General features: G+C 71.3%; 19 protein-coding genes. 8 read left to right on the top strand and 11 right to left on the bottom strand.

Annotated features, from left to right (window positions below):
- Positions 1-2: 2 nt before the first annotated feature.
- From WA640_RS05360 to WA640_RS05370, 3 genes are all read right to left on the bottom strand, one after another.
- Entirely contained in the window at positions 3-380 is a 378-nt protein-coding gene (locus WA640_RS05360) for a DUF742 domain-containing protein (RefSeq protein WP_106364086.1), read from the bottom strand.
- Between the two features lie 215 nt (positions 381-595).
- Positions 596-994 (bottom strand): roadblock/LC7 domain-containing protein, encoded by a 399-nt coding sequence (locus WA640_RS05365; protein ID WP_030161947.1) that lies wholly within the window; start codon positions 992-994, stop codon positions 596-598.
- 45 nt (positions 995-1,039) lie between these two features.
- Positions 1,040-4,162 (bottom strand): sensor histidine kinase, encoded by a 3,123-nt coding sequence (locus tag WA640_RS05370; RefSeq protein WP_335986467.1) that lies wholly within the window; start codon positions 4,160-4,162, stop codon positions 1,040-1,042.
- 637 nt (positions 4,163-4,799) lie between these two features.
- On the opposite strand from WA640_RS05370, the gene WA640_RS05375 reads away from it, so the two are divergent.
- The 5 genes from WA640_RS05375 (at position 4,800) to WA640_RS05395 (ending at position 9,629) form a co-directional block, all read left to right on the top strand.
- A complete protein-coding gene (locus tag WA640_RS05375; RefSeq protein WP_335986468.1) occupies positions 4,800-5,603 on the top strand; it encodes an MHYT domain-containing protein in 804 nt (267 codons plus the stop codon).
- A gap of 80 nt (positions 5,604-5,683) precedes the next feature.
- Entirely contained in the window at positions 5,684-6,760 is a 1,077-nt protein-coding gene (locus WA640_RS05380; RefSeq protein WP_335986469.1) for an MHYT domain-containing protein, read from the top strand.
- 201 nt (positions 6,761-6,961) lie between these two features.
- Positions 6,962-7,291, top strand: a complete 330-nt coding sequence (locus WA640_RS05385; RefSeq protein WP_335986470.1) for a hypothetical protein — start codon at positions 6,962-6,964, stop codon at positions 7,289-7,291.
- Between the two features lie 11 nt (positions 7,292-7,302).
- Positions 7,303-8,013, top strand: a complete 711-nt coding sequence (locus WA640_RS05390) for a hypothetical protein (protein WP_335986471.1) — start codon at positions 7,303-7,305, stop codon at positions 8,011-8,013.
- 2 nt (positions 8,014-8,015) lie between these two features.
- Positions 8,016-9,629 (top strand): hypothetical protein, encoded by a 1,614-nt coding sequence (locus tag WA640_RS05395; protein ID WP_335986472.1) that lies wholly within the window; start codon positions 8,016-8,018, stop codon positions 9,627-9,629.
- Between the two features lie 118 nt (positions 9,630-9,747).
- Here WA640_RS05395 and ccsB read toward each other — a convergent pair whose 3' ends face one another.
- The 8 genes from ccsB to WA640_RS05435 are packed head-to-tail and all read right to left on the bottom strand — an operon-like array spanning position 9,748 to position 17,584.
- Positions 9,748-10,722 carry a c-type cytochrome biogenesis protein CcsB gene (gene ccsB, locus WA640_RS05400; RefSeq protein ID WP_335986473.1) on the bottom strand — a complete coding sequence of 325 codons (975 nt, stop codon included), beginning with the start codon at positions 10,720-10,722 and terminating at the stop codon, positions 9,748-9,750.
- Positions 10,719-12,305: a cytochrome c biogenesis protein ResB gene (resB, locus tag WA640_RS05405; protein WP_335986474.1), complete on the bottom strand. Its 1,587-nt coding sequence runs from the start codon at positions 12,303-12,305 to the stop codon at positions 10,719-10,721. The genes ccsB and resB overlap by 4 nt, the downstream gene beginning before the upstream one ends.
- Positions 12,302-13,054 (bottom strand): cytochrome c biogenesis CcdA family protein, encoded by a 753-nt coding sequence (locus WA640_RS05410; protein WP_106364094.1) that lies wholly within the window; start codon positions 13,052-13,054, stop codon positions 12,302-12,304. The genes resB and WA640_RS05410 overlap by 4 nt, the downstream gene beginning before the upstream one ends.
- 40 nt (positions 13,055-13,094) lie before the next feature.
- Positions 13,095-13,304 carry a hypothetical protein gene (locus tag WA640_RS05415; RefSeq protein ID WP_335986476.1) on the bottom strand — a complete coding sequence of 70 codons (210 nt, stop codon included), beginning with the start codon at positions 13,302-13,304 and terminating at the stop codon, positions 13,095-13,097.
- A complete protein-coding gene (locus tag WA640_RS05420) occupies positions 13,304-13,873 on the bottom strand; it encodes a TlpA family protein disulfide reductase (RefSeq protein ID WP_106364096.1) in 570 nt (189 codons plus the stop codon). The genes WA640_RS05415 and WA640_RS05420 overlap by 1 nt, the downstream gene beginning before the upstream one ends.
- Positions 13,874-13,896: 23 nt before the next feature.
- Positions 13,897-14,550, bottom strand: coding sequence for a histidine phosphatase family protein (locus WA640_RS05425; RefSeq protein ID WP_106364097.1), 654 nt, complete (start codon positions 14,548-14,550; stop codon positions 13,897-13,899).
- Positions 14,547-15,851 carry a glutamate-1-semialdehyde 2,1-aminomutase gene (hemL, locus tag WA640_RS05430; RefSeq protein WP_335986479.1) on the bottom strand — a complete coding sequence of 435 codons (1,305 nt, stop codon included), beginning with the start codon at positions 15,849-15,851 and terminating at the stop codon, positions 14,547-14,549. Before hemL ends, WA640_RS05425 begins: the two co-directional genes overlap by 4 nt.
- Positions 15,848-17,584, bottom strand: coding sequence for an adenylate/guanylate cyclase domain-containing protein (locus WA640_RS05435; RefSeq protein WP_335986480.1), 1,737 nt, complete (start codon positions 17,582-17,584; stop codon positions 15,848-15,850). The genes hemL and WA640_RS05435 overlap by 4 nt, the downstream gene beginning before the upstream one ends.
- Before the next feature lie 590 nt (positions 17,585-18,174).
- Here WA640_RS05435 and WA640_RS05440 point away from each other — a divergent pair.
- From WA640_RS05440 to WA640_RS05450, 3 genes are all read left to right on the top strand, one after another.
- The gene (locus WA640_RS05440) at positions 18,175-19,029 is read left to right on the top strand and encodes a lytic transglycosylase domain-containing protein (protein ID WP_335986481.1); all 855 of its coding nucleotides are present in this window, start codon (positions 18,175-18,177) and stop codon (positions 19,027-19,029) included.
- A 71-nt stretch (positions 19,030-19,100) separates the two neighbouring features.
- Positions 19,101-20,126 (top strand): GNAT family N-acetyltransferase, encoded by a 1,026-nt coding sequence (locus WA640_RS05445; RefSeq protein WP_106364101.1) that lies wholly within the window; start codon positions 19,101-19,103, stop codon positions 20,124-20,126.
- An 84-nt stretch (positions 20,127-20,210) separates the two neighbouring features.
- On the top strand, positions 20,211-22,022 hold the full coding sequence (locus WA640_RS05450; RefSeq protein WP_335986482.1) for a potassium channel family protein: 1,812 nt from the start codon (positions 20,211-20,213) through the stop codon (positions 22,020-22,022).
- Positions 22,023-22,209: the final 187 nt, after the last annotated feature.

Below are 22,209 nucleotides of genomic sequence, written 5' to 3' on the forward strand. Positions count from 1 at the left end.
GTCTATAGCCTCCTGAGTCCACTGAGAACGCGCTCAAGGAGCTCGGTTCCGACCGATTCGTCGCCGCCGTCCGCGTCGAAGCCGGTGGGTTCGTGCACTGCCAGCAAGCCGTCCGCTGCCATGTCGGCGACCAGCACGCGGGCGACGCCGAGGGGCACCTCCATGCGTGCGGCGATCTCCGCGAGGGACTGGAGGCGGCCGCCGCACAGGTCGACGATCACCTTCTGCTCCCTGCCGCCGAGGAACTGCCCGGACCGGCCGCGCGCGGTGGTCTCCACCAGCGCTTCGAGGGCGATCTCCAATTGGGGCCGCGTACGGCCGCGCGTGACCGCGTACGGTCTGACGAGTGAGCCGGTAGGCTCATCACCACCGAGGACCATTGTTACCTCCAACCACGGCCTCGGATCCCACAACCCTTGTGCCGCAGTCTTGTCAGTTATCCATGTACCGGGTGCCCGGGGAGGCACCGGCCCGTCGCCTGGGGATGCGACGGAGGGGTCGTTGTTCAGTTCGTCCCACTCTTTAGCGCTTCGCTCGAATGGAGCCTACCGTGCCGCAACCCGTTGCGCCAAGCGTGCACCGGATGCGGCCCGGATCAGCTTCGGGCCGAAGGCGTGAGCGCCTGGCCGACCCGGTCGACCAGGAGGGCCATCTCGTAGCCGACCTGGCCCACGTCGCAGTTCTTCGACGCCAGCACCGCGAACGAGGAACCGTCGCTGATGGACATCAGGAACAGGAAGCCACGGTCCATCTCGACCACCGTCTGGAGGACGGCGCCGCCCTCGAAGCAGCGGGACGCGCCCTGGGTCAGGCTCACCAGACCCGAGGTCACCGCCGACAGCTGGTCGGCGCGGTCCCTGGGGAGGTCCCGGGAGGACGCCAGCAGCAGACCGTCGGCGCTGACCGCCACGGCGTGGGCCACGCCCGGCACGCGTTCGGCGAAGCCGGCCAGCAGCCAGCCCAGGTCCTGGACCGAGGTTCCACCAGTGCTCATCGTTTGCGCTCCTTAGTAGCGTCTGCCGTGTTGCGGATCAGCGACTCAGTTGCCGTCATTGCCACGTCCTCGCTGCACCCCACGGTGATAGGCCGACAGCAGGCCCCGAATGCCCTCGGGGTTGCGCTTCTGCGCGCTGACGGTCTCCTGAGATTCCTCCACCGCGCCGGGAACGAGGCGTTCCATGGGGCGGCGCTTGGGAAGACCGACCGTGGTCGTCTCCTCGATGGTCTCCGCGAAGGCGTCGTCGACGCGCGACCACCCGTCGTCGGCGGCGGTGCGCCAGGCGTAGGAACCGGTGTCGGTCTCGGGGGAGGTCAGGCGGCGGCGCTCCGGGCCCGGGGCAGCGGCCGGCGACTCGTCGGCGGCGGGGGTGTGCTGCATGGTCGGGCCTTCCGTGGGCTGCGGAGGGGAGGGCGGCGCCGCGTCCCAAGCCGGGGCGGGGGACTCGGCCGCACCTGACTGGTCAGCGTAGCGCGGCGAGGTTGCGTCCGCCACCTCCGCGGCCGGGGCGGGCCGCAGGGACGACTCGGGGGCGTCCTCGACCCGGGCGGCGCCCTCCTCGACCTTCTTGGGCGCCGGTGTGACCGCCTTGAACCAGGCGGACTCCACCTCGCGGAAGATCGGGAGCTCCGTCGTCGCGTCCAGAGCGGACACGCGGTCCCGGCGGGCGGCGCGGGGCGCCTCCGTGCCGGAGGGGGCCGCGGCCACGTCGGGCCACGACGGGGGCGCCGGCTCGGGCTCGGGGGTCCACGCTTCGAGCTGGATCTTCGGCAGGGCGACGTGCTCCGAGGACACGATCTCCCCGGTCACCTCCATGACCTTGCCGTTGGCCTTGCGCTCGTCGGCGAGGCCGCCGGGCCGGAACATGAAGCCCGGCTCCTCGTCCGCGGGCGCGGACTGCGGGAAAGGCGGCTGGAACGACTGCTGCGGCTGGCGCTGGGTCGGGTACTCGCCCGTGACGGGCTCGACCGGCGGCGGCGCGTTGTTCGGGCGCGAGGGCATCGGCGGCGCGCTCGGCTGCCACGCGGGGGGCGTGGGCTGCGGCGGCGGCGGGGAGTGCGGCGCCTGGGGCGCGGCCGTGTCGAACAGGCCCGCGGGGCTCTCGGGGACCCGCGGCAGGGCGCCGGTGGACTCCATGCCCGACAGGAGCTCGCCGCGCGGCGCGGAGCCGTTGAGCGGCACGCCGGAGCGCAGGCCGCGCTCGGGGAGCTTCGCCTCGGTGAGGACGGCCTCGCCGAGGATGACCTCCGCGACCGTGCCGCGGTGCTCGCCGGGGCGCAGCTCCACGTGGACCTCGTGGCGCTTCGCGAGGCGCGCGACCACGACCAGGCCCATCATGCGCGAGGACGCGAGGTCGATGACGTCGGCGGACTCGGAGAGCTGCCGGTTGATGTCCTCGATCTGCGCGGGCGGCATGCCGATGCCGACGTCGTGGATGCGGACCCGGATGGCGCCCTGCGGGCTCTCCGCGGTGCGCAGCTGCTCGGCCTCGACCAGGACCGGGGACTCCGGCGGGGAGAACGCGGTCGCGTTGTCCATGAGCTCGGCGATGAGGTGCACGAGGTCGTTGACGGCGGCCGGGCGGATCTCCCGCTCGGCCTCCAGGGACCCGAACTCGATGCGGGTGTACTGCTCGACCTCGGACTGGGCGGCCTGGAGGATGTCGCCGACCGGGGCCGGGTACCGCTCCTGGCGGGTGGAGTCCGCGCCGGCGAGCACCAGGAGGTTCTCGTCGTTGCGGCGCATGCGGGTCGCGAGGTGGTCGAGCTGGAACAGCTCGGCCAGGCGGTCCGGGTTCTCCTCGCCGCGCTCCAGGTGGTCGAGGTGGCCGATGAGCCGGTCGACCAGGTTCTGGGACCGGCGGGCCAGGTTGATGAACATCTGGGAGACGTTGGCGCGCAGGGCGGCCTGCTCGGCCGCGATGCGGATCGCCTCGGTGTGGACGATGTTGAACGAGTGCGCCACGTTGCCGATCTCGTCGCGCTGGTCGATGTCGATGACCGCGCCCGTGTCGGCGGCGACTTCGTCCGGTGTCCGGTTGCCGATCGTCTCCGCGTCGCGCATCTGCGCCACCGCCTGCGGCAGCGACACGTGCGCCACGTCGAGCGCGCCCTCGCGCAGGCGCCGCAGCCCGGTCGCCATGTTGCGGGCGATGAGCAGGGCGACCACGGTCGCGATGACGAACGCCGCGAGGATGAGCACGGCTTCGAGCAGGAGCTGGAAAATCTGCGCGTTCAGGTCGGCGCGGGCGTCTTCGAGGACCTGCTCGGACTCGTCGTTGATGTAGTCGAGGCCGTTTTCGAGGATCGCGTTGTACGAGTCGATGACCGCCGCGTTCACTTCGAGGGGCTTCGCGGTGCCCGCGTTGACCGCGGCGTTCTCGAACGTCAGGGCCGCCTCGGCCTCGCCGGTGTTCAGGCCGCCGGGGCTGAAGAAGAACGCGAGCTGCTCGTCGCGGTCGGCGACGGTCTTGAACTCGTCCTCGGCGGTCTCGCGGAGCTTCGCGAAGGCGATGAAGTTCTGCCAGCGGGTGTTGTTGATGAAGTTCTTGCCGTTGCCGACGTTGATCGCGATCGACCGCTCCTCCTCCAGCGTCTCCAGGACGGTGGTGGCGGCGGCGATGGCCTGGAGGTTCCGGGCGATCTCGGGGTCGTTGACGATGCGCGAGGAGATGTCGGTGATCGTCACGAGCTCGGCGACGAGGCGCTGGTAGACGCGGGAGGTCTGGTCGATGGAGACGCCGTCGGGGCTGTCGGCGGCGGCCTGGCGGATCTGGACGAGCGTCTCGTACTGGGTCCGGACCGCGTCGATCCGGTTGGAGATGTCGTCGGAGACGTCGGGGAGCCCGTCGGCCTTCTCGTTGAACTGGGCGAGGGCGTCGTCGGTCTCGGCCTGCTGGGCGGCCACGGCCGCCTCGTCGTACTGGGCGGGGTCGATGTCCGCGACGTGGTCGTCGCCGATGCGGAGGTGCGTGACCAGCAGGGACCGCTCGACCTGGAGGTCGTAGCGGAGTTCGGCGGTCACGGCGTTGAACTCGACGAGATTCACCATGTCGTCGGACTCGAACACCCGGTCGGCGAGGTCGTACAGGCGGAGGCCGGCGACCGCCACCAGGACGATGAGGGGCACGAGGAGGATCAGTCCCAGCTTGGACCGGATTCGCATGTCGGCGATGCGGGGCAGGCCGAGCGGTCCTCGTCGAGCCGCTGAACCCGCACGGTTCGAGCTGCGCTTGCTCACCTTGTCTAGCCTCCTGGGGTGGTCCTCTGTGTCAGACCGACGGGCCCGTGCCGGGCCGGGCTCGGTCTCGGGCCGACGGCGCGCGCCGGCTGCCGTCCTGCCGCCGGGGGCGGCGGGGGTTCGGCATGTGAAGCCCAGCAGATTCCATCATGACGAATCAGGGCGGCGAAATCCAGGGGCGTACCGGAGTACTGAACTCGGCCCCGTTTCGCACCGAGTTACCGGGCGAATCTCAAGAAAGCCTGGTATTTCGGACACACGCCTACTCCGTATTCGGCCGTCCGGCCAAGAAAAGCGACTACTCGGACGATGAGGCTCAGACCAACGGCCCCGTCCACAGAAAATCACCGCCGTCGATACATTGCGCGTCAGTGCGAGCACGTTCGGTAGCGACCGTTTCGCCACCTTAGTCCACTCACCCACCGCGTCCATGCGAGCACGCCTTCCGGACAGATCCTCCATATCCGCCGCCGCTTCCCGGACAACTCGCACTTCTTGTGCGACAGACTCCACCCCCCGTTGAGGCACCGTTGACCCACAACGCCTTCCAGGAGGTAACCCCATGGACCCGCTCGCGGTCACCCTAGAGCACCACCACTTCACGTACGGCTGGCTCAATCCGGCGATGGGCCTCGCCTTCGCCGCCGCCGGGTCCTTTCTCGGACTGACCGCCTCCCGCTACGCCCGCGCCGCCGCGACGCGGGGGTCGCGGCTGCGCTGGATCCTCATGGCCTCCTTGGCCATCGGCGGGATCGGCATCTGGATGATGCACTTCATCGCGATGATCGGCTTCACCGTCACCGGTGCGGACATCGCGTACGACCCCGCGCTCACCGCCCTGTCCTTCGGGCTCGCGGTGCTCGCCGTGGGGACCGGGCTGTCCGTCTCGGGCGGCAGGCGCGCTGGCTGGCCGCGCCTGCTGCTCGGCGGGCTGCTCTGCGGCGCCGGCGTGGTCGGGATGCACTACACCGGCATGGCGGCGGTCGCGACGGGCGGGCGGGTCGTCTACGACCCGGTCCTCGTCGCGGCCTCCGCCGCCGTCGCGGTGGTGGCGTCCACGGTGGCGCTGCGCTTCACGGCGGTCGTGGACCGCCGCGGCTCGATGGCGCTGGCCGCGGCCGTCATGAGCGTCGCCGTCGTCGGCATGCACTACACCGGCATGGCCGCCGTCGAGGTCGAGGGCCCGGCGCGGGGGAACGTCGCGGGGATCAGCCCGCTGATCCTCCTGCTTCCCATCATGCTGTTGGCGCTCATCGCGATCGTGGGCATGGTGTTCGGCGTCCTGGCCTCGCCGAACCTCGACCGCGTCGACCGAAATGACCGTCCTAGTGCAACTGTCCGTCTTGCGGATGCAGCCGGACAGTAGTCGTATAGGTTTCAAACCGCGCAGATCCCAATCGCGCAACATTCCGGATACGGGCATCTGCCTGAGGAGGAAGACCACTGATGGAACATGTGAGTCACTTCACTTATGGGTGGATCAACCCGATCATGTCGTTCGGGTTCGCCTTCGCGGGATCGATCCTCGCGCTGATGTGCATGACGCAGGCGCGCCGCCAGGACGGCACGGTGAAGGCGGCCCGCAAGCGCGTCCAGTGGATCGCCCTCGCCTCGTTCTCCTTGGGCGCCACGGCGATCTGGATGATGCACTTCACGGCCATGATCGGCTTCAAGGTCGTCGAGTCCGACATCGCCTACGACCCCCTCAAGACCTTCCTGAGCCTCGTCGCCTCCGTCGGCTCCGTGTTCTTCGGCCTCCTGGTCGCGGGCACCGGCAGCCGCGGCACCGTCGGCAAGATCCTCATCGCCGGGCCGCTCACCGGCCTCGGCGTCGTCGTCATGCACTACTCGGGCATGGCCGCGATCAACGTCTCCGGCCACATCACCCACGACCAGACCTACTTCATCGCCTCGGTCGTCATCGCGGTCGTCGCCGCGACCGCGGCCCTGTTCTGCGGCATGTACCTCGAAGGCTGGAAGTGGCACACCGCCGCGGCCGTGGTCATGGCGATCGCGGTGTGCGGCATGCACTACACGGGCATGGCCGGCGTCCGCGTCACGCTCTACAACCAGGGCCGCGACACCGTCGAGGGCATCGACCCGATCATGCTGATCCTCCCGATCCTCGGCGTCGCGACCCTCGGCATCATCGTGCTCCTGTTCGCGCTCATGGGGACCACGCCGAAGACCGTCAGCCGCCGCGAGCAGCTCGGCATCCACGTCGACGACGACGAGCCCCTCCCCACCGCCACCGGCGCCATCCAGGTCGACCGCATGCGCGCCCAGCAGCAACAGCAGCGCCCCCGCGCCCCGGGCCGCGTCCGCAACCGCACCGAGCGCACCGCGGGCTACGTCCCCGACCAGCGCCCCGCCACCGCCCCGATCCCCGCTCCCCAAGGCCACGACGACATCCCGCGCATCGTCCCCGACCACCCGCGCCCGCAGCGCTCCTTCCAGCAGGCCGACCTCGACGTCACCGCCGAACGCTACGGAGCTGCCCGCAACAACGGCCGCGGCCACTGACCCCCGCACCACGTCAAGCAGCGCGACGGCCCCCGCTCATCCGAGCGGGGGCCGTCGCGCGCTACACCTTATATATATGCGCGGCTACGCACCGTCGATTTCCTGCGCCCGACCGGGTTTCGGTGTACCACACGATCAGTGACGAGCCGATACCATGAGGTTCAGTGCAAATGATCCCGATTCACCCCCGGAGGTCCCGTCGTGGCCCAACGGATCCTCGATCCCGCATACCTGGAAGCCTTCCGAGACGAGCTGGTGAACCGGCTCAACCATGTGACGACCTTGACCGAGATGCTGCTGCCCGGCCAAGTGCTCGGTTACGAGCCCGGCTTCGGACTGCTCGAATCGTCGCAGGACGCCAGGCGCTACTACAAGGACGCGCACGAGGAGGTCTGGAACAACCTCCAGAAGCTCCGGCAGGACCTGTACGGCGCGATCGTGACGCTCAACGACGCCATGGGACTCCACATGGAGTCCGAGGAGTTGAACGTCAACAACCTGAACACCGCCGGATCCACCGAGAGCAGCTAGGGACCCACGCGATGAACCGATTCGTCAAGACCTGCACCGCCACTGCCGCAGCAGGAATCATGCTGTCCGCCTGCAACCTCGCGAGCGGCGGTTCGGACGGGGAAACGGACGCCGCCGCCGAGGACCCGGTGTACGCCGAGATGTCCACGTGGGACGCCTGCGAGATCCTCGACAACCTCCAGCCGATCGCCGACGAAATGCACATCGAGGGCTGGGGCGGCATCAACGCCGAAGGCGGCGCGCCTGGACCCTCCGCACTCGGCAACACCTTCGACCCGGGCGCTCTCGGCTGCAACGGCATGCTCAACATCCTCAGCGGCGGCGACTACGTGAACTTCGGGGGCGGCGGCGAACTCAACGTCAAGATCGTGCCCACCGAGAACGCCGACCAGGCCGCCACGGCCTACGAGGAACGCGCGAGCGCCGCCCAGTCGGACGGGTCCGCGGGTGAAGGACTCACCGAACTGCCGCTCGAAGGCGGCTGGGACCAGGGCGTGCTCTACGGGTGGACCGGCAGCGCCAACGCCCACTACCTGGAGGTCATCGGCCTGAGCGGCCAGTGGGTCCTCCACATCCAGTTGGACTACGACCACAACTTCGGCGAGGAGGACGGCGAACCCGCCTACTCGTTCACCAGTGACGAACTCGAAGAGTGGTTCGCCGGAACGTATGCGGCAGAGGTCGAGCAGACCGTGAACGCGAAGATAGCGGAGGTGCAGTGACCATGGGCGACATCGAATTCGCCGGAGAGGAATACGGGGGCGTCACCGGCCAGGAGGCGATCAGCGGCCAGGACGCCGCGGCGGACACCGTCTACCGCGGCAAGACGCCGTGCTCGAACTCCAGCTGCACCAACACCGACACGACCTTCGAGGAGGCGTGGATCAAGCTCGTGTCCGCGATCCCTGTGGCGGGCCAAGTCGAGCGCTTCACCTGCGTCGCCGTCGGCACCGCCGCCCCCACGCCGGAAGAGGTCCAGTCGCTCGTAATGGAGGTCCGTCCCGCGAACGGCGACCAGCTCGCCCTCAAGGAGATCTCCCGCCACTGGTTCGAGTTCAACCAGCAGTTCGCGCTCGACGAGAACGAAGGCGTCGCCAAGGTCCTCGAACAGAAGCTCACCGAGCTGTCCAACGGCTGGCAGGGCGAGGACTTCGACGCGTTCGCCGAGCAGATGGAGACCGTCTTCACCAATTGCGAGCAGATCCAGGCCGACATCGGCGACAACAGCTCGGGGCTGATCGGCCTCCTGGAGCTGAAAGGCGACGAGATCTATGCCCTCCAGGGCGGCGACTCGCACGAGCTCCCTTACCCCGCGCCCCAGTACTGGGTGGAGGACGAGGGCAGCATCTTCTCCGATCCGACTGTGCACCATCGGGTCCCGTTCACCGACGGAGACTGCGAAGTCACCGACGGGTGCGCCTGGGACGGCGAAGACGACTCGGCCACGCGCGCCATGGAGCTCGGCGGGTTCGACGGTGACTACGCAAACGAGCTGGGCCAGTACGTGACCGACCAGACCGAGCGCCACCTCGCGCGGCTCAAGCGAGAGAACCCGGAGGCCCCCGAGGAGGAGCTGCGGCCGCAGGCGGAGCAGCTCGCGCAGGCCGACGGCGACACCCGCGCCAAGCGCGACTACGACTCGGGCTCCCAGGACTACCAGGACCGCGCGGCCGAGCAGAACGACACTGTCCTGGCGCGTTGGGAGGACGCGGAGATCGCGGGCCAGGAGTTCACGCCCGCCGTCGAGACCGTGCAGGACACCACGTTCCGCGAGTCCGGTGCCGACCTCGACAGCGGCGGTTACTCCCCGCCTTCTGGCGGGGACTTCAACGGTTCGCCGACCAGTTCCGGGTCGAGCGGGATGACCCCGCCGCCGACCTCGACCAAGTTCGGGGAGGGGACGACCACTTCGACCGTGCCGTCCTGGTCCCCCGACGACGCCGGGAGCGATGACGACCCGTCGGGCGGTCTCGCCGGTGGCGGGCTGGGGTCGGGCGGGTTGCCCGGGGGCGGTGCCGGTGGCGGGCTGCCGGGTGGCGGCGGTGCCGGTGGCGGCGTCGGCGGTGGGATCGGTTCCGGGATGGGGCTGTTCGGGCCCGCGGCCGGAGGCGGTGCCGGGACCGGTGCTGGCGCGAAGGCCGGTGGGGCCGGGCTCGGGAAGGGCCAGGGGCTGTTCGGGAAGACCGCGGGCGGCGCCGGGATGATGGCCGGCGGTGCGGGCGGAAGGCCTGGTGCCGCAGGCGATGAGGACGGCGAGGGTCAGGAGACGTGGCTGACCGAGGACGAGGACGTCTGGGGTCTGGCCCGGTTCGAGGACGAGAACGACCCGCTCGCGTGACCGCACAACCACTTGACCGCATGACCGCATGACCTGATGCTGTGCGACCTCATGATGCGATCGGGCCCCCTTGCACTGGCGCGCAAGAGGGCCCGATCGGTGTCAGGCGGAGAAGTCCTCAGACTCCCGCGTACGAGTGCAGGCCGCCGAACACGAGGTTCACGGCGGTCAGGTTGAACAGCATGACCGCGTAGCCGAGGATCGCGATCCAGGGGGCGTTGGCCTTGGCGGAGCGGCCGGAGACGCGCGCGTGCAGGTAGGCGGCGTAGACGACCCAGGCGATGAAGGCCCAGACCTCCTTGGGGTCCCAGTTCCAGTAGCGGCCCCACGCGAGGTGGGCCCACACCGATCCGGCGATGATGCCGAAGGTGAGGAGCGGGAACGCGAAGACGTGGATCTTGAACGTCAAGCGCTCCAAGGCGGTCGCGTCGGGGAGGCGCTCGGCGATGTTGATGGGGAAGCGGACCGGCTTGCCGTCGGAGACGCGGCGGTCGTGGGCGCGCTTGAGGAGGTGGAGGATCGCGAAGACGCAGCCGATGAGGAGGATGCCGGAGGCGCAGATGGCGGCGGTGACGTGGATGATGATCCAGTACGAGTCGAGGGCGGGGACCAGCGGTCCGGCCTCGGTGTAGACGCGGACCGAGGTGCCGAGGACCATCGTGACGGCGAAGGTCGCGAAGAGGCCGAGGCGGCGCGGGACCGAGCCGCGGGTGACGAGGATCAGCCAGGTCGTCATGCCCGCCAGGGCGACGCCGACGGTGTACTCGAACATGTTGCCCCACGGCCACCGTCCGGTGTAGACGACCCGGACGACGATGCTCGCGAGAAGGGCCGCGGTGCCGAGGAACGTCAGGACGAGGCCGAGTCGGCCCGCGCCGCGGGCGGCCGCGGGGCTGATGGGGGCTTCGGTCGGCGCCTCGTCGGAGGCGTCGGCGTCAGCGTCGATACCGCCGCCGCCGGAAGCGACGAGGGTCTTGGCGCGCTTGGGGGCGCGCTTGTCGAAGGCGTATTCGACGGCGTAGGAGAACATCGCCGCCGCGTAGACGACGATGGTCGCGACGAACAGGGCGTTCGCGACTTCGGCACCGGTCATTGGTCACTCCTGTCGGTACTTGGTCCCGGCGGCTCGTAGTCGGGAGCGATCGCGGCGGTGAGCTCGTCGCACTCCTCGTCGAGGCCGTCGAAGTCGTTGCGGTTGAGGCCGGCGGTCTCGACGGTGCCGTCGGGGTTCCACCGGATCCAGTAGCGCCTGCGGCGCACGGCGAGCCCCGGCAGGAGGCCGAGGAGCAGCAGGACCGCGCCCGCGAGGACGACGGGCCCACCGGGGTCGTGGCGGACCTGGAGGACCGCGTACTGCTCCACGCCGTCGAAGGTGAGGGTCGTCCCGTCGGGCAGGGTCATGGCGTCGCCGACGCCGATGACCTCGACGTCGTCGTTGACCTGCTCCAGTTCGCCCGAGGCGATCTGGTCCTCGTTGATCGAGTACACCGACTCGGGCAGGCCGTCGCCCAGGCCCAGGTCGCCGGTGTACGCGGTGAGCGCGAGCACCGGGTTGTTCAGCTCGGGGTCGGAGCCCAGGAGCATCGCGGTCGAGTCGTCGAAGGTGGGGACGAGGATCGCGTCGAAGCCGACTTCGGCGTCCGGGTCGACGGCGCCGGTCTCGGGGTCGACGTTCACGTCGGGGAACTTGAACGCGCCCTCGGAGTTCAGGGCCGCGTCCATCGACAGGAACTCCTGGTGGAGCGTCTGGGTCTGCCCGTAGCGGTCGGTGTAGGTGACGACGGCGGTGTAGCCGTGGCCGATGAGGAAGACGTTGGTGCCGTCGATGTTCAGCGGGTGGTTGACCTTCAGGTCGTACTCGCCGCTCTCCCCGCCGGTCTCGTAGGTGACGTCGGCGTCGAAGGCGGTGGGCCCGCCGTTGGTGAACTCGGCGTCGAACTCGTCGAGGGTGACGCAGAACTGCGGGAGGTCGGTCTCGTCGACCCACGCGCCGAGCCCGTACTCGTCGTACTGCTGGAGGTTGTTGCAGTACGCCTTGTCCTCGGAGAGGATGCGGTTGCCGTACCAGCTCATGAGGCTCCCGGCGGCGACGCCGACGAGCACGAAGATGATCGAGGTGTGGAACAGCAGGTTCCCGGTCTCGCGCAGGTAGCCCTTCTCCGCGGCGATGACGACGGTGCCGTCCTCGTGCTCGCGCACCTCGGTGCGCCAGCGCCGCTGCTTGAGGACGGCGCGGGCCCGGCCCTGGTTGGCGTCGGTCCCGGGGTCGAGGACGCGGTGGTACGGGAGGATCGACATGCGCTGCGGGGCGTCGGGGACCTTGGCGCGCAGGGCTTTCCAGTGGACGCCGAGGCGCGGGACGATGCAGCCGACGAGGCTGATCATGAGCAGCAGGTAGATCGCGGAGAACCACGGCGAGGTGTAGACGTCGAAGGCCCACAGGCGGTCGAGCCACGGCGCGAGGTCGGGGTGCTCGTCGAAGTAGGCGGTGACGTCGACGGTGCTGATGGACCGCTGCGGGAATGTGGACCCGGGGATCGCGGCGAGCGCGAGCGCGAGAAGGAGGATGAGCGCGGTGCGCATGGCGGTGAGCTGGTGCCACCAGCGGCGCCAGAACGCGCGGAAGCGCTTGGCGGCCTTGGGTTTGCGCGGCAGGGAGGTGAGGGTGGCGGTCACAGGGCGCTCACCCCGGTGCCGACGGTGGCCCTGAGCCAGTTGGTGAAGTCGCCCCAGGCGCCGGTGGCGAGCATGAGGCCGACGGCGACGAGCATGACGCCGCCCGCGATGGAGATGGCGCGGCCGTGGCGCTTGAGGAAGTCGAGGGCGCGGGCGAGGCGGTGCATGCCGACGGCGAAGAGCACGAAGGGGGCGCCGAGCCCGGCGCAGTAGGCGATCATGAGGCCGACGCCGCGGGCGGTGCCGTCCTGGACGACGGCGAGGCTGGTGATCGCGGCGAGGACCGGTGAGGTGCAGGGGATCCAGGAGAGCGCGAAGACGGCGCCGAAGAGGGGCGCCCCGGCGAGGCCGACGGCGGGCCGCCAGGTGGGGGCGAAGCCGCCGCGGGTGGGGATGAGGCCGATGAACATGAGGCCCATGGCGATCATGACGATCCCGGCGACGGTCTCCAGGACGGAGGTGTTCTGGAGGAGGGCGCGTCCGGCGCTCTGGAGGGCGAAGACGAGGACGGTGTAGACGGCGGTGAATCCGGCGACGAAGAGGAGCGCGCCGGTGAGGACGCGTCCGATGCGGCGGTCGGCGGGGCGGTCGCCTCGGAGTTCGGTGCCGCTCATGCCGGTCACGTAGGAGACGTACCCGGGCATGAGGGGGAGGGTGCACGGGGACGCGAAGGAGACGAGCCCGGCGAGCGCGGCGACGCCGAAGGCGAGGAGCAGCGGCCCGGAGGCGGCGGTCTCGGCGGGGTTCACGGGGCCCCCTTCGTCGCGGGCCGGGTGGTCTCGGGGCGGGTCACGCTGCCTCCTCGCCGGGGCGGGGCTCGGCCGGTGCGTCTGCGGGCGAGAACGGCGCCTGCTTCCTCGCCGACGACGGCTCGGTCGGGTTGAGGCGGCGCTTGACGAGGGAGGTGACGGCGACGGCGGCGAGGGCGGCGGTCCCGGCCATGACGGCGCGCTTGGCGGCCTTGCGGAGGGCCGGGTTGCCGGAAGGGTTGGCGCTCATCAGGACTCCAGGGCTTTGGTCACGTCGGCGGTGATCGTCTCGGCGTCGTCGAGGCCGCCGCGCCAGATGGAGAACACGCGGTGCTCGGCGTCGATGACGATCGTCGCGGGGATGTCGTTCGGGGAGAGGCCGTAGTCGACGAACTGGTCGGCGATGCGGCCAGCCTCGTCTTCGATGGACGGGTACTGGACGCCCCAGCGCTGCTCGAAGGCCTTGGCGGCGTCGCCGGTGTCGCGGATGTTGACGCCGAGGAACTGCACCGGCTCGCCTTCGAGGGCCGCTGCGGCCTCGACGAGGTAGGGGGCTTCGGCGACGCAGGGCGGGCACCAGGAGCCCCAGAAGTTGACGACGAGGACGCTGCCGGCCCAGTCGTCGGTGTCGACGGGGTTCCCGTCGAGGTCGGTGCCCTGGAGGCGGGGCGCGTCGAAGCGGTCCTCCGGGTCCTCCCACCGGTAGTTCGAGCCGTCGCCGGAGACGAACCGGTCGCGGTTGATCTCGTTGACCCGGTCGGTGTTCGCGCCGGACTCGCCGCAGGCCGCGAGGGCCAGCAGCGGCGCCGCAGCCAGCATGGTCCTCCGCCGCAGCCCCACGGTCAGGCGCCCTTGGCCCGCCGGGCCGACGCGGACCTGAGCACGAGGTGCGCGGCCGGCTCGGAGTACTCGATGCGGGCGAGCGTCTCGTCCTCGTAGACGAAGCTGGTGACCGAGGCGAGGGCGCATTCGCGTTTGCGCGGGTCGTGCCAGAGGCGCTTGCGCTCGGCGAAGCGGCGGACCGTCCAGATGGGGAGCTGGTGGGAGACGAGGACGGCTTCGGCGCCGTCGGCGGCGGCGCGGGCCTTGTCGACGGCGTCCATCATGCGGCGGGCGATGTCGAGGTACGCCTCGCCCCAGGAGGGCCGGAAGGGGTCGCGCAGGCGCCACCAGTAGCGGGGCTCGCGGAGGGCGCCGTCGCCGACGCCGACCTTGAGTCCTTCGAAGGAGTTCCCGGCCTCGACGATGCCGTCGTAGGTGACGGTGTGGAGGCGGTGGGAGGCGGCGACGGGCTCGGCGGTCTCCTGGGCGCGCTGGAGCGGGGAGGCGCCGACGTGGACGATGTCCCGCTTGGCGAGCCGTTCGGCGGCGGCGACGGCCATCTCCTTGCCGAGCTCGGACAGGCCGTATCCGGGCAGGCGCCCGTAGAGGATGCCTTCCGGGTTGTGGACCTCGCCGTGGCGCAGCAGGTGGACGATGGTCTTGGAGCCGCTCATGAGCGCACCTTAGCCGCGGCTTCGGCGGCGGGTTGCAGCGCCTGTTCGATGTGTGACAGGGCTTCCTCGTCGATCGCGGCGGAGGTGAACCAGCATTCGAACGCGCTGGGCGGCAGGTACACGCCGTGTTCGAGCATCGCGTTGTGGAATGCGCCGAACGCGGCCGTGTCCTGGGCCTTCGCCTCGGTGAAGTTCGTGACGGGCCCGTCGGCGAAGAAGATCGAGAACAGGTTCGAGGGCGCGGAGACGTAGTGCGGGACTCCGGCTTTCGCGAGGGCTTCGGCGGCGAGGCGCTGGATCTCGGCGGCGGTGTCGTCGAGCGTGCGGTAGACGGCGTCGTCGCAGGCGCGGAGGGTCGCGAGCCCGGCGGCGACGGCGAGGGGGTTCCCCGAGAGCGTCCCGGCCTGGTAGACGGGTCCGGCGGGGCTGATCTGCGACATGAGGTCGGCGCGGCCGCCGAACGCGGCGGCGGGCAGGCCCCCGCCCATGACCTTCCCGTACGTGTAGAGGTCGGCGGGGGCGGCGAGGCCGCCGGGGGCGACGCGGAAGCCGGTCATGACCTCGTCGGAGATGAGGAGCGCGCCGCGGGCGTGCGCCACGGAGTAGAGCTTCTCGTTGAAGCCGTCGAGGGGCGCGATGGCGCCCATGTTGCCGGGGACGGCTTCGGCGATGACCGCGGCGATCTGGCCGGGGTGGGCGGCGAACGCGGCTTCGACGGCGTCGAGGTCGTTGTAGGGCACGACGATCGTGTCGGCCGCGGCGGCGGCGGGGACGCCGGGCGAGTCGGGGTGGCCGAGGGTGGCGACGCCGGACCCGGCTTCGGCGAGGAAGTAGTCGGCGTGGCCGTGGTAGCAGCCCGCGAACTTGACGATCTTGTCGCGGCCGGTGGCGGCGCGGGCGAGGCGCACGGCGCTCATGGTGGCCTCGGTGCCGGAGGACACGAGGCGGACCATCTCGCACGGAGTGCGGTCGGTGATGAGCTCGGCGAGCTCGATCTCGCCGACGGTGGGCGCCCCGTAGGAGGTGCCGCGGGCGGCGGCCTGCGCGAGGGCCTCGACGACGTCGGGGTGGGCGTGGCCGAGGATGAGCGGGCCCCAGGAGCCGACGAGGTCGACGTAGGTGTTCCCGTCGACGTCGGTCATGCGGGCGCCCTTGGCCTCCTTGATGAAGACGGGGTCCCCGCCGACGCCCCGGAAGGCCCTGACCGGCGAGTTCACGCCGCCGGGGATGACGCGGGCCGCCCGTTCGGCGGCGGCCTTCGAGCGGGAGCGGTCGAGCGGCTCCGGTTGCCTGTCAGTCACGGGCCCAGCATCGCACACGCCCCGCGCGGGCCGCGGGAGCGGCGGCGGCGGGTGTGGACCCCGCCGCCGCAGCGGTGTAAGGCGACCGCGCGCAGGCGCGGGGCGTTGAACGGGACCGGGTGGACCAGGCGCTCGGCGAGGTCGAGCGGGGCCGCGGGGGCCGGGTCGTTCACCGGGCCCGGCGCGGCGTCCGGACCCGCGAGGAGCCAGCGCAGCGGCGCGGGGACCCGGTACACGGCCTGGTCCATGGCGGGCCGCTCGATCACGACGAGGGCGGCGTCGACGAGCTCGACGAGCGCTTCGAGGCTCCCGTCCCGCTGGCGGCACAGGTCGAGGACCTCGTCGACGCTCGCGCCGCGCTCGCGCGCGGCCAGTTCGAGGAGCACCGCGCGGGCGGGGCCGGAGATCGCGGCGACCGCGTCGTCGATGGCGGCGCGGAACCGCCCGCCCGCGTCGAGGACCGCGACCGGGTCGTCGCGCAGCCGCCGCAGCGCCGCCTGCGGGGAGGCGAGCGCGACGAGGTCGGCGAGCGCGAGGAGCGCGGGCGGGAAGTTCTCGACGGCCGCGGCGAGGCCGCGGCAGTCGGCCGCGGTCCACGGCGCGCCGCGGTCCTCGCAGAACCCGGCGAGCATCGAGGCGCCCACGGTCCCGGCGGGCAGGTCCAGGGAGCGCTTGACGGCGCCGGGCAGGTCCACGGGCCTGCGGCCGACCGCGAGCAGGTGCAGCTCGGGGCAGGACTCCAGGAGGACGAGCAGCTCGGCGCGGCGTTCGGCGCCGAGCCGGTCGGCGCCGTCGACGACCAGGAGCGCGCGGCGGTCGCGGAAGTGGTCGGTCACCGTGGCCATCGGGTCGCGCAGCGGCTCCGAGCGAAGGTCGAGCGCGTCCAGCAGGGCCCGGCCGAGGTCGGGCCCGGTGTCGGAGTACCAGACGCCGTGCTCGTAGCAGGCGAGCCGCTTGCGGGCCCAGGCCTTCGCGAACACGGTCTTGCCGCAGCCGGGGAGCCCGGAGAGGGCGACCATGCGGCTGACGGCGAACGCCCGGTCCAGTTCGCGCGCGTCCTCGGGCCGCTCCACGGGCGGCTTCAGCACGTGCGGCAGGTTGTGCCTGCGGGGCCGCGAGGCCGGCGGCGGGAACGACTCGGGGAGGCCGGGCGTGTCGATCTGGACCAGTTCGGTGGCGCCGGGCAGGCCCCGCAGCTCGAAGTCGCCGAGGCGGCGCACCCGGGTCGGCGGCAGGCCCGCGGCGGCCGCGCACGCCGCAGACGCGAGGATCTGGTCGCCGTGGGCCGCAGAGCAGATGCGGGCGGTCTTGTGCACCTCCGGCGTGGCGTACCCGCCCGCGGAGGGCCAGGCCTCGCCGGTGTGCAGTCCCATGCGGACGCGGGGCCGCAGCGGCCCCGAGCCGTGGTCGGGCCAGTGCGCGCCGTGGAGCGCCGCCTGTATCCCGGACGCGGCGGCGCAGGCCGAGGCCGCGTCGTGGAACGCCACGAAGAACGAGTCGCCCTCGGTGTCGATCTCCACGCCGCCGTGCTCCTTCAAGACCTCGCGCACGAGCGCGCGGTGGCGGTGGAGGACCACCCGGTAGCGTTCGGCGCCGAGCCCCGAGGCCAGGCGGGTCGAGCCCTCGATGTCGGTGAACAGGAACGTGACGTCCCCTGCGGGCAGCTGGGCCGGATCGATCGGGCCGCCGGCCCCCTCGTCGGCGCGCCCGGCCGCGGCCGGAAGTCCGGCCACATCGGACTGGGCCGGATATGCCGGTGCCGCATTCGCGAGCGGCCGGACCCCGTCCCTTTCACAAGGGTTCGGGCGATCCGGTCGCTCGGTGCCGAGCATCGGAAGGGAAGCCAGTGCGGCGTGCGATGCCGTTGTCGTATCCACGTGTCGGTCAACTTTCGTTCAGCCCCCGTATGCCGGGCTGTGGCGCGCTGGTGCGCGGGCACAAATGCCCAGCGGCCTCACAGTGTCACCCCCATCTCAGTCGGTTACCTGCCGTGATGGGAACTGGCACTCCGCATGGCCGTGTCTCCTGCCCTTTCGCGGACGCGAGGCGTTCTCGACGCGGGTTTGCTCGTGGCAACCACCGTTCCGATATGGGAGAACGATCCGGCCGCCCGCCGGTAGCGGGCAGTGGAGAGAATTGTTGCGTCTCAGGCGTTGCCCGCGGGAACGAAACTAGGGAATACTCGCATTCAGTCCGGTCCCGCCGCGGCGCCGCACGCGCGCCGCCCCGCGGGTGCATACTGGGCGCGCCGCACCGCCCGCGCACTCCCGCCACCCCGCCTCCCGCCCCGGCCGCCACGATCGAGAAAGGACGACCCGCTCCCGTGCTGCTCCTCCTCCGACGCCTCGCACGCCGCCTCGCACTCCTCCCCTGGCGCGCCCTCAAGGCCGCCGGCAGGGGCGTCCGCGCCTGCTACCGCGCCCTGCGCGCGCCCGCGGGCCGCCTCGGCGTCCAGGTGGCGCTCACGGTCCTCGCGGTCGCCGGGGCGCTCGCCGCCGGATGGTTCGTCGTACCCGGCGCCGGGCCCGCCTGGTCGTTCGGCACCGAGCCCAGCCCCGAGGAAGAGGAGGCCCCGCTCGTCCTCACCCCCGAGGACGCCCCCGCCGCAGGGCTCCCCGCCGAGACCGACGACCTCGAAGAGTCCAGCACCGGGGCCCCCACCGACGGCACCACCACCCAGGCGGGCGCCACCGATCTCGACTCGTGGGCGCAGAGCCTCGCCCACCTCGGCATCCCCGAGCGCGTCCTCGTCGCCTACGGCCGCGCCGAGCTCGTCTCCGCCGTCGAGAACCCCGGCTGCAACCTCTCCTGGACCACCCTCGCCGGGATCGGCGCCACCGAGACCAACCACGGCACCACCGGCGGCAACCGCGTCCAGGCCGACGGCACCACCCTCACCCCCATCCGCGGCGCCGAGTACGACGAGATGGGCCCCATGCAGTTCCTCCCCAGCACCTGGGAGAACTGGAAGGCCGACGGCGACAAGGACGGCCTGTACAACCCCGACGACATCGACGACGCCGTCACCGCCGCCGCCAACTACCTGTGCCACGGCGACCGGAACCTCGCGACCCCGGACGGCTGGCAGGCCGCCGTCCACTCCTACAACCCCAGGGACGACTACGTGCAGAAGGTGTTCGACCGCGCCGACCAGTACGGCCGGACGAGCACCGCCTGACAGGGCCCCCGACCGCTGCTTTCCGTGAGCCGGGGGTTCCGTTCGGTGACGATTTCGGGTAAGGATAAGAGATGCCCCTGAAGCAGCTCGCCCCCGGCGAGATGACGGACGACGACCTCCGCGACTGGTGCTCGGTGCTCAACGACATGACCGCCGCGGACATGCCGGCCGAACCGCGCTGGCGCACCGACCGCCTCCGCGACTACCTCGAAGCGACCCTCCCCGAGGACGAGCGGCACCTCTTCCTCGACCGCGACGCCGACGGCGACCTCGTCGGCCACGCCAGCCTCATCGTCTTCGGCGGCGAGCAGGCCGGGACCGGCGTCGTCGAGATGTCCACCCGGCCCTCCGCGCGCGGCAAGGGCGTGGGCACGCGCCTGCTCCGCGCCGTCGCCGAATGCGCGAAGGCGGGCGGCTGCCGGACCCTCTCCGTCGAGGTCATCGCCACCACCCCCGCGGTCGGGTTCTACGACCGGCACGGCTTCGCGCGCTCCACCGTCGAGCAGCGCCACCTCCTGCGCTGGGCCGAGATCGACTGGGAGAAGATCGAGCACGCCGCCGGGCGCCTCGCCGCCGGGTACCGCCTCGAATACCACGCCGGGGGCGTCCCCGACCGCCTCATGGACTCCTACGCCGACGTCAAGGCGAACCTGCGGTCCGCGCCCGGGAACGTCGCGTTCGTGCCCGAGTGGCGCGGCTCGGCCTACGCCCCGGCCCTGCGCGACTCGTTCCAGACCCTCGCGCGCCGCGGCATGCGGTCCCACATCGCCGTCGCCGTCTCCGAGCCCTTCGGGAACGTCGTCGGCCTCACCGAGCTCGTCGTCTCCGCGCAGCGGCCCACCCGCGCCGACCAGTACGACACCGTCGTCGCCCCCGCCCACCGCTCCTACGGGCTCGCCATGACCATGAAGGCCCGCCTCCTCACCGAGCTGCGCCGCGCCGAACCGCAGCTCGTCGACGTCCAGACCTGGACCCTCGACACCGCCGACGACGTCCGCTGGATCAACGGCGAGCTCGGCTTCGTCCACGACGTCGACTGGTACGACTACGAGACCGACGTCGACAAGCTCCTGTCCCGCCTCGCCCGCCCGGCCTGACCGGCCCGCCGGACCGGCCACTTGTGAAGATTCCGTGAACGCCTGTACCGCAACCGTTTGCGAACATTCCTTACACTGACAGTCATGCACCCCCGGCAGGACGGCTTCGACGACGCGCGCCACGAGCGCCGCGTCATCGTCGTCGGCGACAACGGGCTCACCCTCAGGTTCATCAGGAACCTCGTCGACAACTTCGCGTTCCACGTCGTCGCCGTCATCCCCTCCGGCCCCGGCGGCCAGCGCGACGAGATCCGCCGCGCCGCCGAGCACAACCCCCGCCTCACCGTGCGCGAGGCCCGCACCGTCGACGCCGACGTCATCCGCGACGCCGGCCTCACCGACGCGTACGCCGTGGCCCTCATGGACCAGAACGACGTCGGGAACCTCCACCTCGCCCTGAAGCTGCGCGAGATGTCCCGCTACCTCAACGACGACACCCTCCCGCGCCTGGTCATCCGCATGTACAACAGCGGCCTGCGCGCCCACATGCAGAAGCTCCTCGGCGACGACGGCGTGTTCGTCAAGTCCGACGCCGACATGGTCGCCCGCACCTACGCGGCCGCGGCCCTAGAGCAGATCCCTCCCGGCGACATCGTCATCTGGGACCGGCGCCTGTATCTCGCGCGCGCCGCCGACCCGCGCGCCCAGGCGCAGTGGGTCGTCGCCACCGGCAACGAGTTCGGCGTCGACATGATCCCCCCGGACCCCGACAACCCCGAGGACGCCGACGAGGCGGTGCGGCTGCTGTGCCTGGAGCCGGTCGCCGCGCGGCGATGGGTCAAGCCGATGCTGGGGCGGGTCGCGCAGTGGTTCCGGCAGTCGCTGCACACGCTGCGGCGCACGTTCTCCAAGGGCCTGTGGATGGCCGCGGCCGTCCTCATGGTCGTGATGCTCGGCGGCATGACGACGCTGCTGACGGTGAACAGCCTCAACGCGAGCCGCGAAGTGAACGGCGACTTCTGGGACGCCCTGTACATGCTCGCGATGATGGCCGCGGGCGGCGCCGACCCGGACACGACCGACCACTGGGAGCTGCGGCTGACGCACGTCGTCGTGGTCGTCTCGGGCGCGCTGCTCATCCCGGTCGTCACCGGTGCGATCGTGCAGGCCGTCGTGGAGCGCCGGTACGCGCTCGCGGAGGGCCGCATGGTGCGCGCGGTCCGCGACCACGTGATCGTCGTCGGCCTGGGCAACATGGGGACCCGGGTCGTGGAGACGCTGCGGGAGCGGCGGATTCCGGTGGTGGCCATCGAGAAGGACCGCGACGCGATCGGGGTGCGGGCGGCGCGGGCCGCGGGCGCGCAGGTGCTCCTCGGGGACGCGAGCCGCCCCGCGACGCTCCAGGAGGCCGAGGTCAAGTACTCGCGGTCTCTGGTGGCGATGGCGAAGCAGGACTCCGCGAACCTGGAGACGGCGCTGTCGGGCCTGGAGTGCAAACCGGACCTGCGCACGGTCATGCGCATCTACGACCCCGAGTTCGCGGCGCTCATCCGCCGCAACCTGAACAAGAACCGGTCCCTGCACGAGGCGTCGCAGCACTCGTCGTACAGCGCACCGCAGGTCGCGGCCGGGTCGTTCGCGCGCGAGCTGACCGAGGACGAGATCCTGGAGACCATCCCGGTGCGCGGCCAGATCGCGTACATCGCCGAGGTCACCGTGGAGGAGGGCGCGTGGCTCGACGACGTGCCCGCGCACAAGGCGACCGTGCCCGGCTCGCACCGGCTGCTGGCGGTGCGCCGCCCGACCGGGAACATCCGCTGGAACCCCGACGCGGGCTTCCAGATCGCCCACGGCGACAAGCTCCTGGTCCTGGTGACCCGCAGGGGCCTCAACGAGGTCCACGGCGCGTGCAGGCCGCCGGAGGCGGCCGCGGGACGCCACCGGTACGAGGTCTGAGCCGCCGCGCTCTCTCCTTCTGCGACGCTCCGCCTGTGACGCTCACCGGTCCACGCGAGCGCGCACCCTGCCCCGGCCAGAGGGACCGGGCCGCATCCGCTGCCTGTGACGCTCACTGGTTCGCGTGAGTACGCGCAACTTCCGGGCCGCTCACTCGTTTCAACCGTGGAAACATCTCTCACGGAAG

The organism is Glycomyces sp. MUSA5-2 (assembly GCF_037034145.1).
Taxonomy (GTDB): domain Bacteria; phylum Actinomycetota; class Actinomycetes; order Mycobacteriales; family Micromonosporaceae; genus Glycomyces; species Glycomyces artemisiae.